This window comes from Paenibacillus sp. FSL R5-0341 (genome assembly GCF_037975235.1).
Taxonomy (GTDB): domain Bacteria; phylum Bacillota; class Bacilli; order Paenibacillales; family Paenibacillaceae; genus Paenibacillus; species Paenibacillus amylolyticus_A.
The window spans coordinates 4,980,306-4,997,138 of sequence record NZ_CP150241.1 but is presented as its reverse complement, the minus strand read 5'-3'; the positions used below and the strand labels follow the sequence as shown (position 1 = coordinate 4,997,138).

Annotated in this window: 13 protein-coding genes and 1 riboswitch; of the genes, 9 read left to right on the top strand and 4 right to left on the bottom strand. The window is 47.9% G+C overall.

Translation table 11 applies throughout. From position 1 onward, the window contains the following. Window positions 1-94: 94 nt before the first annotated feature. From MKX75_RS22395 to ptsP, 4 genes are all read left to right on the top strand, one after another. Window positions 95-949, top strand: a complete 855-nt coding sequence (locus MKX75_RS22395) for a PRD domain-containing protein (RefSeq protein ID WP_062835850.1) — start codon at window positions 95-97, stop codon at window positions 947-949. A gap of 287 nt (window positions 950-1,236) precedes the next feature. Further along, window positions 1,237-3,288, top strand: coding sequence for a glucose-specific PTS transporter subunit IIBC (ptsG, locus tag MKX75_RS22390; protein ID WP_339166892.1), 2,052 nt, complete (start codon window positions 1,237-1,239; stop codon window positions 3,286-3,288). A gap of 77 nt (window positions 3,289-3,365) precedes the next feature. Beyond that, the gene (locus tag MKX75_RS22385) at window positions 3,366-3,641 is read left to right on the top strand and encodes an HPr family phosphocarrier protein (RefSeq protein ID WP_036617010.1); all 276 of its coding nucleotides are present in this window, start codon (window positions 3,366-3,368) and stop codon (window positions 3,639-3,641) included. Further along, entirely contained in the window at window positions 3,634-5,346 is a 1,713-nt protein-coding gene (gene ptsP / locus MKX75_RS22380; protein WP_036617013.1) for a phosphoenolpyruvate--protein phosphotransferase, read from the top strand. Before MKX75_RS22385 ends, ptsP begins: the two co-directional genes overlap by 8 nt. A gap of 238 nt (window positions 5,347-5,584) precedes the next feature. On the opposite strand, the gene gcvPB is transcribed toward ptsP, so the two are convergent. The 3 genes from gcvPB to gcvT form a co-directional block, all read right to left on the bottom strand. Further along, window positions 5,585-7,024 (bottom strand): aminomethyl-transferring glycine dehydrogenase subunit GcvPB, encoded by a 1,440-nt coding sequence (gene gcvPB, locus MKX75_RS22375; RefSeq protein ID WP_339170562.1) that lies wholly within the window; start codon window positions 7,022-7,024, stop codon window positions 5,585-5,587. A gap of 131 nt (window positions 7,025-7,155) precedes the next feature. After that, window positions 7,156-8,511 (bottom strand): aminomethyl-transferring glycine dehydrogenase subunit GcvPA, encoded by a 1,356-nt coding sequence (gcvPA, locus tag MKX75_RS22370; RefSeq protein ID WP_339166891.1) that lies wholly within the window; start codon window positions 8,509-8,511, stop codon window positions 7,156-7,158. Beyond that, a complete protein-coding gene (gene gcvT / locus MKX75_RS22365; RefSeq protein WP_339166889.1) occupies window positions 8,508-9,644 on the bottom strand; it encodes a glycine cleavage system aminomethyltransferase GcvT in 1,137 nt (378 codons plus the stop codon). The genes gcvPA and gcvT overlap by 4 nt, the downstream gene beginning before the upstream one ends. A gap of 328 nt (window positions 9,645-9,972) precedes the next feature. Then, window positions 9,973-10,095, bottom strand: a riboswitch (glycine riboswitch). 344 nt (window positions 10,096-10,439) lie between these two features. Between gcvT and gcvH the strand changes: the two genes are divergently transcribed. The 5 genes from gcvH (at window position 10,440) to MKX75_RS22340 (ending at window position 16,419) form a co-directional block, all read left to right on the top strand. Then, the gene (gcvH, locus tag MKX75_RS22360; RefSeq protein WP_145150142.1) at window positions 10,440-10,832 is read left to right on the top strand and encodes a glycine cleavage system protein GcvH; all 393 of its coding nucleotides are present in this window, start codon (window positions 10,440-10,442) and stop codon (window positions 10,830-10,832) included. Between the two features lie 418 nt (window positions 10,833-11,250). Next, on the top strand, window positions 11,251-12,705 hold the full coding sequence (locus MKX75_RS22355; RefSeq protein WP_339166887.1) for a PTS mannitol transporter subunit IICB: 1,455 nt from the start codon (window positions 11,251-11,253) through the stop codon (window positions 12,703-12,705). Window positions 12,706-12,743: 38 nt separating this feature from the next. Then, window positions 12,744-14,846, top strand: coding sequence for a BglG family transcription antiterminator (locus MKX75_RS22350; protein ID WP_339166886.1), 2,103 nt, complete (start codon window positions 12,744-12,746; stop codon window positions 14,844-14,846). Beyond that, window positions 14,843-15,277: a PTS sugar transporter subunit IIA gene (locus MKX75_RS22345; protein ID WP_017686856.1), complete on the top strand. Its 435-nt coding sequence runs from the start codon at window positions 14,843-14,845 to the stop codon at window positions 15,275-15,277. Before MKX75_RS22350 ends, MKX75_RS22345 begins: the two co-directional genes overlap by 4 nt. Beyond that, window positions 15,274-16,419, top strand: coding sequence for a mannitol-1-phosphate 5-dehydrogenase (locus MKX75_RS22340; RefSeq protein WP_339166885.1), 1,146 nt, complete (start codon window positions 15,274-15,276; stop codon window positions 16,417-16,419). The genes MKX75_RS22345 and MKX75_RS22340 overlap by 4 nt, the downstream gene beginning before the upstream one ends. A 62-nt stretch (window positions 16,420-16,481) precedes the next feature. Here MKX75_RS22340 and MKX75_RS22335 read toward each other — a convergent pair whose 3' ends face one another. Continuing rightward, window positions 16,482-16,733, bottom strand: a complete 252-nt coding sequence (locus MKX75_RS22335) for a cysteine-rich CWC family protein (RefSeq protein ID WP_339166884.1) — start codon at window positions 16,731-16,733, stop codon at window positions 16,482-16,484. Between the last annotated feature and the right edge of the window lie 100 nt (window positions 16,734-16,833).

Here is a 16,833-nt window from a genome sequence, read left to right as displayed (position 1 = left end):
GTCCGGCGCGATTTGCCTGCTCCGGATGTCTTTTCGTTCTTAACTAGGGTGTGACTTATCACATCTAAGATGGTGTGAAAAAGAGGTGCAAACTTTGAGTAGCCTGCATGTAGCCAAAGCGCTAAATAATAATGTAATCATTGCACAACATCCTGAACATGGGGAAGTTGTCGTGATTGGTAAAGGCATCGGCTTCAACAGGAAAACCAATGACATTATTCCACTGATGGCTGTAGAGAAGATGTTCATTTTGAGAAACCAGCAAGAGCAAGAGCAGTACAAGCAGCTTCTTCCACAAGTGGATGAAGCGTTGATCGAGATTATTAACGAAGTCATTACGTATATTGCAGAGCGTACGGACGTTCCGCTGAATGAACATATCCATATTGCATTAACCGATCATATTTCTTTCGCGTTAAAACGCAAGGAGCAAGGAATTGTCATACAGAACCCGTTTTTATATGAAACTCGTGAGATCTACCCTGAAGAATATCGGATGGGAGAATACGCTGTTCGTCTGATCAAGGAGAAAATGGGTGTAGATTTGGGGATGGACGAGATTGGTTTTGTTGCCCTTCATATCTATAGCGCAATGACCAACCAGAATATATCCCAGGTACGTGAACATTCACAGCTGATCACCGATTTGGTGAGCCTGGTGTCCGACCAACTCGATTATTCGTTTGAAACGGAATCGCTTGACTACTCCCGTTTGCTGACTCATCTTCGATTCGCACTTGAGCGTGTTCGCCGTGGAGACAAAGTCGAAGAACTTCATAAATTGGATTCGCTGCTTAAATTGGAGTACCCCGAAATGTACTCGCTTGCATGGAAGCTGACCAAAGTGATGGAGAAAAGGCTGAGTCTGCCTGTCTATCCTGCGGAAGTAGGCTATCTGACCATACATCTTCAACGGCTGTATCAGCGGAAAGAAGAAGAGAATAAGTGAAATCATTCCAATGATGGAATGCGGGATTGATTTTTTTGCTGTAAAGGCTTGCAATGGATTAGAACTGGTGCTACAATGGTCTCCGTAATCAAGCAACTGAATAAACAAAAGCGACGTGTTACTGACTCGATCAGGCATGAGTTAACTAGAGTGTGATTGTTCTTTCCTTGTACAGGGTATGCTATACCCCAAGGTTGGTACAGTTCACTTTATTAATTCATGCCTTTTTTGTGTCCCCTTGCTTGCATCACGACACACAACTTAGACGAAAGGGAGAATACGACGCGATGTTTAAAAAGCTTTTCGGTGTATTGCAAAGAGTCGGTAAGGCTCTCATGTTGCCTGTAGCCATTCTGCCTGCGGCAGGTTTGCTGCTCGGCATTGGTAACATGTTGGTTAATCCAGACTTTTTGCAATATGTAACGGCGCTCGACACCCCTTGGGTGAACTCGATCGCAACAATTATGATGAACGCAGGTCAGATCGTATTTGATAATCTGGCATTGCTGTTTGCCGTCGGTGTAGCCGTCGGATTGGCCGGTGGCGAAGGGGTTGCAGGTCTTGCAGCCATCATCGGTTATCTGGTCATGAACGTCACACTGGGTACCGCAGTAGGGGTTACCCCGGCAATGATCGGCGAAGTACCGGGTTATGCCAGCATCCTGGGTATCCCAACATTAAGTACAGGCGTGTTCGGAGGTATTATCATAGGTATCGCCGCCGCGCTGTGTTACAATCGATTTTTCAAAATCGAACTGCCGTCTTATCTGGGTTTCTTTGCAGGTAAACGATTTGTTCCGATTATCACTTCGGTTGTTTCCCTCTTAATCGGGTTGCTTCTGGTGATTATCTGGCCACCGATTCAAAATGGATTGAATGCTGTGTCTCACTTCATGGTAGATACAAGCCCGACATTGTCGGCCTTCATCTTCGGAGTCGTGGAACGGTCATTAATTCCGTTCGGTCTTCACCACATTTTCTACTCCCCATTCTGGTTTGAGTTCGGTGAGTACGTAAACAAAGCTGGAGACGTCATTCGTGGAGACCAGCAGATCTTCTTCAATCAATTGCGTGATGGTGCAGACCTCACAGCGGGAACGTTCCAAGTTGGTAAATTCCCGTTCATGATGTTCGGTTTGCCAGCGGCTGCTCTTGCGATGTACCATGAAGCAAGACCAGAACACAAAAAGTATGTTGCAGGTATTATGGGTTCGGCAGCGTTGACTTCGTTCCTGACAGGGATCACTGAACCACTTGAATTCTCGTTCCTGTTTGTAGCTCCAATCCTGTTTGCAGTACACTGTATCTTTGCAGGTTTGTCTTTCATGACCATGCAAATTCTGGGTGTCAAGATCGGTATGACCTTCTCTGGTGGGTTCATTGACTTCCTGATCTTTGGTATTATTCCGAACCGTACACCATGGTGGGACGTGATTATCGTCGGCTTGATTCTTGCAGTGATCTACTACTTCGGTTTCCGATTGATCATTCGCAAATTCAATCTCAAAACACCAGGACGCGAAGAGGCAACGCCTGAAACAGCGTCTGGCGGAGGCTCCGGTTCAACGGATGATCTGCCTCATAACATTCTCGAAGCTTTTGGTGGCAAAGAGAATATCAAACATCTGGACGCTTGTATTACTCGTTTGCGGATTGAAGTCAATGAGAAATCCAATGTGAAAAAAGACCGTTTGAAACAATTAGGTGCATCTGGTGTGCTTGAAGTGGGTAATAATGTTCAAGCCATCTTCGGAACACGTTCCGATACGATTAAATCTCAAATGCAGGATATTATTGCAGGACGAACACCAGCACCAACGCCAGCGGCTGCCAAACCAACTCCTGAAGAGGAGAAGGCACAAGGTGAGCAAGGCGAGCGTATTGTTGCTGAGGATATCGTGATGCCAGTCAACGGTGAATTGCTGGACATTTCGAACGTACCTGATCCGGTCTTTGCTGAAAAAATGACAGGTGATGGATTCGCTATTTTGCCACATGATGGCACAATAACTTCTCCTGTGTATGGTAAAGTGTTTAATGTATTTCCAAGCAAACACGCCGTGGGCATCATGTCTGACGGTGGCAAGGAAGTGCTTGTTCATATAGGTGTCAATACGGTGAAGCTGAAAGGTCAAGGCTTTAACGTACTGGTGCAGGAAGGTGATCTGGTATCGGCTGGTCAGCCGATTATGGAAGTGGATCTGGAGTATGTCAAAGCAAACGCTCCTTCGATCATTTCACCAGTTATTTTCACCAACCTGCCAGAGGGCTCCACAGTGACCTTGAAGAAGAGTGGAGTGCTCAAAGTTGGCGATCAGCCAATCATTGAGATAAAATAAGAAGTGTTACGACGATGGCAAGCAAGTGTAAATATATGCAATGCCTAAACCAAATTACTGAAAGTGAGATGATTGTAATGCAACAAACATTCAGAATTACAGACGAAGATGGTATCCACGCACGTCCGGCGACAGCCCTGGTTAATACAGCTAACAAATTCAAAGGTGCAGAATCCTTTGCAGAAGCTAACGGTAAAAAAGTAACGTTGAAATCCATCCTGGGCGTTCTTTCCCTCGGATTGGAACAAGGCGACACTATCAGCATCATCGTTGAAGGTGAAGGCGAAGCTGAAGCTCTTCAAGCTTTGACTGACGTTATGGTTAACGAAGGGTTGGGCGAAATTAATGCTTAATGTCTCCGGGATCGCGGCTTCGGCGGGTATTGCTATCGCCAAGGCGTTTATCTTGGAGCATCCTGACTACTCTGTAGAAAAACGCCAAATTAACGACGTTGACGCAGAGATCGCGAAACTCGACTCAGCTCTGGGTAAATCCCAGGCTGAGCTTGAGGCGATCAAAGAGCGTACTTTACAAGAGCTTGGCGAGAAAAAAGCTGAGATTTTTGCTTCGCATTTGCTCATTCTGAATGACCCGGAACTGATTGATCCGGTTAAAGCTAGAATTGCAGATGACATGATCAATGCAGAATTTGCTTTGAACGAAACGGCATCGCAATTTATCTCCATGTTCGAGAACATGAAGAGTGCATACCTGCAGGAACGTGCAGCAGATATGCGTGACGTTACCAAACGTGTGCTAAATCACTTGCTTGGTATCGACTTCATGAGTCCGGCTGAGATCAATGAAGAAGTAATCGTGCTTGCGGAGGATCTGACGCCTTCCGACACGGCTCAATTGAACCGCCAATTTGTTAAAGGTTTTGCAACCAACATTGGTGGACGTACTTCTCACTCGGCGATCATGGCTCGCTCTCTTGAAATTCCGGCTGTTGTTGGAACCAAGGACATCCTGGCTCAAGCGAAACAAGGCGATATGATTATTGTTGACGGTCTGGATGGTCACGTACTGGTTAACCCTACTGATGAAGTTATTGCTGAATACCGTGCCAAACAGGAACAGTATGATGCACAACGTGCAGAGTGGAGAAAACTTCGTGATGAGCCAACGGTAACGGTGGACAACGTTCATGTTGAACTTGCAGCCAACATCGGTACACCGAATGATGTAACAGGTGTTCTGGAGAACGGTGGCGAGGCTGTAGGCCTGTACCGTACCGAGTTCCTGTACATGGGCAGAGACAAGCTTCCTTCCGAAGACATTCAGTATAATGCTTACAAAGCGGTACTGGAAAAAATGGAAGGCAAACCTGTCGTTGTTCGTACACTCGACATCGGTGGAGACAAAGAGCTTCCATACCTGGATCTGCCAAAAGAAATGAATCCATTCCTCGGCTTCCGCGCAGTTCGTCTGTGTCTGGACCGTCTGGATATCTTCCGTACACAATTGCGTGCATTGCTGCGTGCAAGCGTACATGGAAACCTGCGTGTCATGTTCCCAATGATCGCAACACTCGGTGAATTCCGTGAAGCAAAAGCTGTCTTGCTCGAAGAGAAAGAGAAGCTGGTTGCTGAAGGTATTGCTGTTTCTGACAGCATTCAACTCGGAATCATGGTCGAAATTCCTTCGACTGCAGTTCTGGCGGATCAGTTTGCCAAAGAAGTGGATTTCTTCAGTATCGGAACGAACGATCTGATTCAATACACAATGGCTGCTGACCGTATGAACGAACGAGTGGCATATCTGTACCAACCTTACAACCCAGCCATTTTGCGTTTGGTTAAAATGGTTATCGATGCAGCGCATCGTGAAGGCAAATGGGTTGGCATGTGTGGTGAGATGGCGGGAGACGAAACAGCAATTCCATTGCTGCTCGGTCTTGGATTGGATGAGTTCAGCATGAGCGCAACTTCCATTCTGCCTGCTCGTAGTCAGATCACCAAGCTGTCCCGTGCGGATATGCAGGAACTGGCTGCTAAAGCTCTGGATATGCAAACGGCTGAACAAGTCGTTGAATTGGTTCAAAGCATTAAAGCGTAATTTTGCCGGGGTTTCCTCCGGATTTGAGGTTTTTCTTTTTCCGATAATGAGCTGCATTGATGCAGCGATTTTGCCAGTATCCGCTGTTACAGCGGGTACTGGCTTTTTTTGTTGCTCGAATGTATAGGGATTAGAAGGGGAGTTCAAGGAGAAAGGTTCTGTAATGTCTAGCCAAAAAAATGCTCTTGCTGATGTAGTTAACATCAGCAAGAGCATGGATTAGTAATTCACTTAGTGCTTAACTGCAAGCGCAGTTCAGTACAGGTTTGCGGGCCGCGGTCGTCTCATCAAGACGAGTAACCGGTGTACCGTAAGGTGCGTTCAGGACCAATTCAGGTGTCTCTTCCGCTTCTTTGGCAATCCGTATCATCGTATCAATGAACCCATCCAGCGTTTCTTTGCTTTCGGTCTCTGTCGGTTCGATCATGATGCATTCCTCCACATTGAGCGGGAAGTACACCGTAGGCGGGTGATATCCAAAATCAAGCAATCGTTTGGCAACGTCCAGTGTACGTACACCATACTGCTTCAGTCCCCGACCAGACATGACGAATTCATGTTTACATACACCTGGATATGGAATCTCGTAGTAAGGTGCGAGGCGGGCCATCATATAGTTGGCATTCAGTACCGCACACTCAGATACACGGCGTAAACCTTCCGGTCCATAGGTGCGAATGTAGGCATAGGCGCGTACCAAAATACCAAAGTTGCCGTAGTAGGCTTTCACTCGACCAATGGATTGATCTCCTTCACGGTCCAGTGCATATACGCCCTGTTCGTTCTTAATGACCATCGGTTTAGGCAGGAACGGAATCAGACGACTCTTCACGCCGACTGGTCCGGCACCGGGTCCACCACCGCCGTGAGGCGTACTCATCGTTTTGTGCAAGTTCAGATGCACCACGTCAAAGCCCATATCACCCGGACGGGTAATGCCCATAATGGCATTCGAGTTGGCTCCATCGTAATACAACAAGCCACCAGCCTGATGCACGATGGATGCAATCTCCTGAATGTCTTTCTCGAACAAACCAAGTGTATTCGGGTTCGTCAGCATCAATGCTGCTGTATCCGAACCGACGGCTGCACGGAGTGCGTCCAGATCGACCAGTCCGTCTGCACGGGACGGAATTGTCACAGTCTCAAATCCTGCAACGGTTGCACTTGCCGGGTTGGTACCATGAGAAGAATCGGGCACGATGACTTTGGTACGTTGTTCACCACGACCTTCGTGGTAGGCACGAATCATCATGAGTCCAGTCCATTCACCATGGGCACCAGCGGCCGGTTGCAGGGTCACAGCGTCCATACCTGTCAGACCTGCAAGGTCGTTTTGCAACGTATATAACAGTTCAAGTGCACCTTGAATGCTGGATTCATGTTGGTACGGATGGATTTTGGCGAATCCATTGTAACGGGCTACATCCTCATTAATCTTTGGATTGTATTTCATCGTACAAGAGCCCAGTGGATAAAATCCGTTATCTACACCGAAGTTGCGACGGGACAGCGCAGTATAGTGCCTGATAACATCTACCTCGAACACTTCCGGCAGTGCCGCTGCTTCCGAACGGAGCATTTCCCGGGGAATCAACGTATCGGCAGACTGGCGAGGAACGTCACATTCTGGCAAGGAATAAGCGACACGTCCAGGGCTGCTGAGTTCAAAAATCAATGATTGTTCTGGAGCAGGAGATAAGGTCTGTGCACTGAATGTTGTATCCGTCTCAGGTTGAGCCGAAGTGGAGACAGAGGTACCTGTTTCCGTTTGTCCTTGTACCGATGTTGTCGTCGTCGTTTCCTGAGTCACAGCGATCCCTCCAATGCTCGTGCGAATTCGTCAATCTCTTCCTTACTGCGTCGTTCTGTAACAGCAATCAGCATATGTCCGGCAAGCTCGGGATAATCACGTCCGAGTTCATAGCCACCGATAAAGCCTGCATCCAACAGTTTCAGTTGAAGGGCATCCACATCGGTTCCTTGAGGAAGCTTAATCACAAACTCATTAAATGTTGGTGCATTAAACGTCAGGCTAACGCCGGAAATCGCAGTTAATGTATTCAGGGTGTAATGACTCTTTTGCAGATTCAGATCCGCGACATCGATCATGCCTTGTTTACCCATGATGGACATATATACAGATGCGCTGAGCGCAAGCAAAGCCTGGTTGGAACAGATGTTGGACGTCGCCTTTTCGCGACGGATGTGCTGTTCACGCGCCTGCAGCGTGAGTACAAAACCACGTTTGCCGTTGCGATCGGTGGTCTGACCTACGATTCGGCCAGGAATTCGGCGCATATGAGGCTGGGATACGGCGAAATATCCGCATGTCGGGCCGCCGAGTGAAGCGGCGATACCGAGGGGCTGCGCATCGCCAACAACGATGTCGGCACCCAGCTTGCCTGGGGCTTCCAGCAGACCCAGCGATAGCGGGTTAGCACTTACAACAAGCAGACCCTTGTGCGCATGCACGAGGTCAGCGGCTTGCTTCACATTTTCCACGGCACCAAAGAAGTTCGGGCTCTGGATCATGACCGCTGCGGTATCGTCCGATATGGCAGCTTGCAGGGCATGCCAGTCAGTGACGCCATCCTTATAACCAATCTCGACAATCTCCAGACGGAGTCCGTGCGCATATGCCTGCAATACCTGACGCGCTTCCGGATGAACGGTACGGGATACGATGAGCTGTTTGCGACGCGTTGCTGCTGCCGCCAAGTTTCCTGCTTCCGCAAAGGCAGTTGCGCCGTCATACATGCTGGCATTGGCTACAGCCATACCGGTTAATTCACAGATATAGGATTGAAATTCGAAAATCGCCTGTAGTTCACCTTGGCTGATCTCAGGCTGATAAGGTGTGTAGGCAGTGTAGAACTCGGAACGGGAAATGACATGATTGATGACGGAAGGAACATGATGATCGTATATACCTGCGCCGAGGAAGCTGGCGTGTGTTTCAAAATTGGCGTTGGCTCCAGCTTGTTTGGACATGTGACGTGTCAGTGCATATTCATCGAGTTTGGAGGATACGGGCAGCTCGCCCTGATAACGAATCTCTTTTGGAATGTCCTGGAACAGATCCTCCAGCGTATCCACACCGATGGTTGCGAGCATGGCGCTCTGATCTTGCTCGGTCATGGGAATGTAACGGTGCTTGCTCATGCTTGATCAGCTCCTTGGGTAGGTGTCTTTGACGTGCGTGTCCGTTTATGAAAAGGGGTCTTCACGACCTCGGCTTTTAGTTTCTTGCCACGGATCTCAATCTCAAGGGGTGTTCCCAGCGCAGCGTATTTACTGTCGATGAGGGCAAGCCCCAGATTACGCTTCAATGTAGGTGATTGCGTGCCTGTTGTCACTTCACCAATCTGTACGCCTTCGGCGTAAATCGGATAGTGGGGCCGGGGAATGCCGCGCTCCAGCACTTCGATGCCGACCAGTTTACGGGCAGGCCCGTCAGTTTTTTGCTGTAACAAGGCTTCGTATCCGATAAAAGGTCCGGCATTCAGCTTCACAAACATGCCAACGCCAGCTTCGAGCGGAGAGATGGTTGCCGACAATTCCTGTCCATACAGGGGGAGCCTCGCTTCAAAGCGCAGCGTATCCCGGGCCCCAAGTCCGGTTGGTACGAGTCCGTAACCTTCACCAGCTTGCATTAATCCATTCCACACCGCAGCGGCCTGGTCCGCAGGAACATATAGTTCAAAGCCATCTTCACCGGTATAACCGGTACGGGACAACAGCAATTTAATTCCACAGACTTCGGCGTCCTGCACAAAACGAAACGGTTCAATCGTGGATACATCCGTATCTGTAACTTTTCCGATAATATCTACAGCCAGCGGACCTTGCAGGGCGAGCAGCGCTGTCTGCTCCGAATCGTTGGTCATGCTTACGCCAGGGATCAGGTGCTCTTGCAGCCATGCCCAATCCTTATCGATATTGGAGGCGTTAACGACGAGCATATAATGCTGATCTTCCAGCTTATACACGAGCAGATCATCCACCACACCGCCATCTGGGTAACACATCAGGGTGTACTGGGCTTGACCGGGAACCAGCGTGGTCACATCATTGGTCGTCATTTGTTGCAAAAACGCTTCAGCCTGCTCACCCTGTACGGTGAATTCGCCCATATGGGACACATCGAACAGTCCAGCACGCTCACGCACCGCTTCATGTTCTTTCTGGATTCCGCTGAATTGCACCGGAAGCTCCCATCCTCCAAAATCAATGCACCGTACGCCTTCATATTGCTGATATAGGGGGAAGAGTGGTGTTCTAAGCAAATCGGACATCAAATCACCTCGTCATGGGCCGTCAACCGGCCGAATATGCAATCGTGGATCAATGAACCAGAGTATTTTTAAATTTTTCAGCACAGATTTTTGGTAGATAAGTATGGTAAGGCAGCTATGACAGCGCCGATTCCGATCTGAATCCTGTTTTTCGTTTTTTTGGGAAAAAGGAAAAGGACAGGCCAAAGAACCGGCATGCCAAGTAGCACGCTGTATTCTAAGGCTCTGTCCCTTGTACCTGAGAGTTACCCCGCCGCATTAGTGCAGCAGGTTTCCCCTTGGGTGATCATAACGCCCGCACAGGGCGAATAGATGCTCTCCAGAGTTGCGTCCCGTAAAAGTCCTTTTGCCTGAGAGATTCACCCCCGCTTATCGGTGGTTTACTCCTTCGGCGTTACCTCATGCACATCCCGAATCGGGTGTCACGGGTAATCTCTCCCTTTACATTCATCCGCGGGTATAACATAGTCCAATAAAAAACATTTACTCCTCTCATTAAAACGTGAATCCACTGCTGATGTCAAGAACGATATCATAGAAAATGATTTAAAACCGAATATTTATTTAGTTTGTAATTTTATTGTTCGTGTATTTGAAAAGACTACGCTTACTATTCTAATATTCACCAGTATATGTAGAAAGAGTGTATTCAGGTTACGGTTTGAGGAGGCCATTATTAAATAATTTGTGAGGTATATTGACATTTGATTCAAAAATATCATACGCTATGTTCTGGGAAAAAGGTTAAGGTCAAAGAACGCATGCACTCATTAATGAAAAGCGAGGCGGATATCGATGAGCGAATTGAAAAGTGATTTCCTGTACAGCGAAGAGCACGAATGGGTGCAAACCGTAGGGGAGGATACTGTACGTATTGGCATTACCGAGTTCGCGCAGCATCAGCTGGGTGACATTGTGTTTGTGGAATTGCCTGACCTTGAATCCAATGTAAAAGCAGAAGATAGCATTGGAACGATCGAATCGGTCAAAACGGTGTCGGACTTGTTTTCTCCAGTCACTGGTTCAATCATTGCGGTGAATGATTCGTTACAGGACTCACCTGAGCTTGTGAACAGCTCTCCTTACGAGGAAGGCTGGATGATTGAGATCCGCGTTGAGGGAGATCTGACAGCAGCATTGTCTACATTGATGAATGCAGACGCGTATCGTAAACATACGGAAGAATAGTATGAACGAACTTGTACTTATTAACATATATTTTATAACAAAATGAGATATGCTTCATATTGTTTCGACCTGTGTGAGCCTGAGGCTTGCACAGGTTTTTTGTGTTTTCCGAGGATGGTTTTGAATGCAGATTGAAGCAGATTATGGATGTGAATCGCCTGATTGGAACAAGCTACAGGTTAGAAATTTATTTTGGAAATGATAAAAGTCATAGGCAAGAAAAGCCTTATGTACCAATGAGTTCAGCTAATATGCATAGATTAAAACGATTACATAACCTAATGTTGTCATCATTGTTCATGACGAAAGTACGCTTTCATTTGATTGAACAGGAGAGCATTCTCGCTTAGGATTACAGCAGGGGAGAAATGATACCCCTTTCATAAACATAATGACTTGATCCAAGGAGGATAATACAATGAGTAATTTGGACCAATCGTCCAATTCCAAAGGTGGGCTACGGGTAGGTGTGCAGCGTTTTGGCCGATTCCTGAGTGGTATGGTCATGCCGAATATGGGAGCGTTCATCGCCTGGGGATTAATTACGGCTCTGTTCATTCCAACAGGCTGGTTCCCTAACGAGACGCTTGCACAGCTAGTCGATCCGATGATCAAATATTTGCTGCCGCTGTTAATTGGTTACACCGGGGGTACGATGGTGCATGGTCAGCGTGGTGGCGTCGTGGGTGCCATTATGACCATCGGGGTCATCGTGGGTAGTGATATTCCGATGTTCCTCGGTGCGATGATTGCCGGACCTCTGGCAGCATGGATTATCAAAAAATTCGATAAATCCATTGAAGGCAAAGTTAGAGCCGGATTTGAAATGCTGGTTAATAACTTCTCAGCCGGTATCATTGGCGGGATCTTGGGGATCGTTGCGCTACTGGGCATCGGGCCTGCTGTAGAAGCGATTAGTAAAGTATTGTCTGCCGGGGTACAAGGCTTAATGAATCTGGGCTTGTTACCGCTGGTCAACCTGATTATTGAACCGGGTAAAGTATTGTTCCTGAACAATGCGATCAACCACGGGATTCTCACACCGATTGCAACAGATCAAGCGAGAGAATTAGGGCAATCTGTATTATACATGCTTGAATCGAACCCGGGTCCGGGACTTGGTATCTTGCTTGCTTACTGCTTCTTCGGACGCGGAATGGCCAAATCTTCTGCACCAGGTGCTGTTATCATTCATTTCTTCGGGGGAATTCATGAGATTTACTTCCCTTACATTCTGATGAGACCAATTCTGATTCTTGCAGCAATCGCGGGTGGCGTTGCAGGTACATTAACATTCATGCTAACCGGAGCAGGACTTGTTTCGGCACCATCACCGGGTAGTATTATCGCCTATTTCCTTTTAACACCAAAAGGTGGATATCTGCCGATGCTCGCAGGGGTTCTTGTAGCAGCAGTCGTTTCCTTCCTGGTGGCAGCACTGTTGCTGAAAACGGGTAAACAAAAGGACGAAGATCTGGAGTCCGCATCCAGCCGGATGAAAGACATGAAGAGTCAAGGAACTGTGCCAAACGCTGGCATTACCGCTAACCAAAGTGAAGCAGACAGAACTGCGGATATGGCTACTTCTACATTGAAAACAGATGTGAAGAAGATTGTCTTCTCCTGTGATGCAGGTATGGGATCTAGTGCCATGGGCGCTTCCATTCTACGCAAGAAGATGAAGGCAGAGGGGATTGATGTTACGGTGACCAATACGGCCATCAGTGACATCCCGCCGGATGCAGATGTGGTCATCACACAACAAATATTAACGGATCGTGCTCGCTCCGTTGCGCCGAACGCAGAACATATATCCATCGACAACTTCCTAAAAAGCCCGGAATACGATGCGCTCGTTGAACGTCTGAAGTAATTGCACGCATTTGTTTTCCCTGAGCCGGAGGCTGAGATATGAGTATTACCAAAAGACAACGTGAAATCGTGGAGTTCCTGCTAGAGCATCCACATGAAGTAACAGCCGGCGAAATCGCCGTTGAAGTAAAGGTCAGTACCCGAACGGTTCACCGGGAGCTTCAAATGATTGAACAATGGCTTGAACCTTTGGGCATGAAGCTGGAAAAAAAATCAGGAACCGGTATCCGAATCGATGCTGGTTCCGATGATCTGGCTGTACTGCGCCAGCAATTGGAGGGTAAAGAATACGTAGAGTTTACGCCAGAAGAGCGTAAGCTCTTCATGCTTTGCATCCTGCTTGATGAACCGGAGCCTGTAAAGTTGCTCGCCCTGGCTTCCGATCTGAAAGTGACTGTATCTACCGTAACTACTGATCTGGACGATCTGGAATCACGGATTCGTCAAGCGGGACTGAAGCTGGTTCGCAGACGTGGATATGGTGTCAAGATTAACGGAAGTGAGACGATTCATCGCACAGCCATAGCTGCACTTGCACTGGAATTTTTGGATGAGTCTGACTTGTTCGGAAGACAGCCTGAACAAGGGGGCTCCATCGTAAACCAAAAACTGTTGGATATGATCGGACACGGTGATGTGCTTACGGTCGAAAATGCGTTATGGCAACCAGATATCGAATGGCTGGAGAACATCCCGGAACGCCAATACATGAAACTGCTGATTCAATTGTCCGTAGCGGTTGTACGTATTCGTAAAGGCTTTGGTATTGGCCGTATGTCTCCACGAGAGAAAACGGGGGATGACGTTGCAGAGCAGGATGATATGAAGGTTCCACCTTATATGGCATCCCGCTTGTGTGGTGTGTTATCCACCCAGCTGGGGCTGACATTCTCCGAAGATGAGCAAGCTTATTTTCACAGACTATTAGTTGAGACAGAGCAACGGATTCACTCTTCCAGGCTGTTGCCAATAGACGACTTGATTTTACTGGACAGGGTACATTCACTGATTGATCAGATGCAGGCGAGAACGCATTATGCCTTTCATGAGGATCGTTTGCTTCGTGAAGGTCTACTTGGACATATGGAACCTGTCATGGAGCGAATTGAAGGACAACAGATGATTCGTAATCCGCTATTGCAGCAGATTCGCAAGGATTATGATTTACTCTTCGAAGATGTCAAAAAATCCGTGGGGCAAGCTTGGCCAGGCACAGACGTTCCGGATGAGGAAATTGGTTTTCTGGTCATGCATTTTGGAGCTTCCATTGAGAGGTTACGTGCACTGAAACGGGAAATCAGGGCCATCATCGTGTGTACAAGCGGAATCGGGTCATCACGTATGCTTTCCAGCCGATTGTCCAAGGAGATTCCTGAGATCCGGATCATGGATAGCGTGTCCTGGTATGAAGCTGCCCGGATACCTACAGATCAGTATGATCTGGTGTTATCCACTGTCGATCTGCCGATGGATGAGCATCAGTATTACAAAGTGAGTCCACTGCTTACAGCAGAAGAGAGCGAGCGCCTGCGGCATTTTATTAAAACCACAACGTTACAACAGCAGCATAACAAGCCCCGTGAAACAGAGGTTCAGACGACAAGTCGTTACTCGGACCCTGACGGAATGGAAGCTACACTGATTGAAATCGTCCGAATTATTGGCAAGTTTCAGGTGTATCCGCTGGATAATCAAGATATTGGTTTCTATAAAACCGTGTATGCGATGTGCAATGTACTCCATGGATCTGGTGTATTGAAGGAGCCGGAGGAGATCGCGAAACGGTTGGAGGCACGTGAGGCAGTGGGGAGTCAGAAGATTCCCGGCACAAGACTTGCGCTCTTTCATACACGAAGTGAGGGGATCTACAGGCCATCTATCAGTCTGTTTCAGCTCACGGAGCCACTCCTTCGTACGCCGGATGATCCGGCAGGAGTTACCCATATTCTCTTGATGCTCGGTCCAAGAGAATTATCCAAGGAAAGCTTGGAGGTTCTCAGTGAGATCAGCGCTCTGTTATTGCAGCAAGAGATGATTACATTGCTGGAAAAGGGTATCAGGGATGAACTCATTCATTACCTCTCCCAGGAACTTGTTGGATTTTATCGTAGTAAAACAGAAATTGGAGGTCAACCATTATGAGTATGTTAACAACAGATAAAGTCATCATGAATGCGACGGCTCAGGATAAATACGAAGCGATTCGTATGGCAGGACAGATTCTGAAGGATGCGGGACATATTACCGCTGATTATATTGAGAAGATGATTGAACGTGAAGAGATTGTCTCGACCTATGTAGGGAACGGACTTGCGATCCCGCACGGTACGAAGGAGTCCAAAGCTTTCATTTTATCTACAGGCATCTCTGTCATTCAGTATCCACAGGGTGTTGATTTTGGCGAAGAAAAGGCGTATATGGTCATTGGTATCGCGGCTCAAGGCGGGGAACATATGGAGATCCTGACTAGCATTGCGGTGATCTGTGCTGAAGATGAGAATATGGAGGCCCTGCGTTTGGCTAAAACTGCCGAAGAAGTTATTGCTATTCTGGAAAGTGAAATGGAGCTATGAAGGCCCTACACTTTGGCGCAGGTAACATTGGACGCGGGTTTATCGGATTAATTCTCTCCCGTGCAGGGTATGAGGTGATTTTCTCCGACGTGAATCAGACCTTGGTAACAGTTCTCCAGCAACGGGGGCAGTATACGGTGGAACTGGCCAACGAGAGCAAGGATCAGGAGACCGTCACAGGTGTAAATGCAATCGATGGAGCCCAGCTGGAGACGGTTGCCCAAACCGTGGTGGAAGCTGATTTGATTACAACCGCAGTGGGCGTGGGCGTACTGAAGCATATTGCACCAGGTATTGCGAAGGGACTTGAGAAAAGACTGAGTTCCGGTCCTGCTCAAAACCCGCTTCACATTATTGCTTGCGAGAACGCCATTGGAGCCAGTACACAATTGAAAGAGCATGTATATGCTCTGCTCAATGAAGAGGTACGTTCCCTTGCGGATCAGTACGTTTATTTTCCAGATTCGGCCGTAGACCGGATCGTGCCTATTCAGCATCATGAAGACCCTTTGCATGTACAGGTGGAGCCTTTTTACGAGTGGGTGGTAGATCGTTCCCAGATGGCTCCCGCATTCAAACCGATTGAGGGCATCGTATATGTCGATGATCTGGAGCCGTATATCGAACGGAAGCTGTTCACGGTTAACACAGGACACTGCGTTGCTGCGTACATCGGTAATATGCATGGGTATGACACGATTCAGAAGGCTATTGCCGATGAAAAGGTGAAATCCATTGTATATGGTGCTTTGCAGGAAACCGGAGAAGTTCTGGTGAGGCGGTTTGGATTCAACCCAGTAGAGCATGAGCAGTATATTCTCAAAATATTGGGACGGTTCGTCAACCCGTATCTCACCGATGAGGTTACTCGTGTTGGTCGTTCCCCGCTACGCAAGTTGTCTCCGAATGATCGTTTGGTTCGCCCGGCCCTTCAGGCCTATGCGGATGGAACTGAAACGACATATCTGGCTATGGGGATGGCCGCAGCCTGCAAGTTCGATGTCTCCGATGATCCGGAAGCAGTTGAACTGCAGGACATGATCCGTCAGAAGGGGATTGCAGCTGCGCTCCACCAGTATACTTCCATGGATGAGCATCATCCGGTGCTGGAACAGGCTGTTGCCCAGTATAACCAAATGTAAGAGCAGTGGTAGCGAGGCTAACAGTCTAGATAATGCATAATAGAAGAAGAGCCATACAGTTGTTAACTGTGTGGCTCTTCTTTTTGTTGGAGTTTATTGGCATAGTCATCCAAACAGCGTTGACATATGCACGATTTTCGGCGCTGCTCTGGCGGAATGCGGTCAAACACACCCTCGGGGAAAGTAGCCCGGTTACACCAGCATTCCGAATGAGGATGTCCTGCGGCATAGGAACAGCGATTAGCTTCCCCGCATAATGGGCAGACAAGAACATGGATATGGATGTGCTCTTGATTGTCTTGTTCTGCAGACATTGGGTTCTTCCCTCCCTGTGAATAGCTACGAGCTGAAGTTAAACATACTGGTCCCAGTATAACAGAAATGTGCTGGTGATCATGGAATTCATTGTGCATA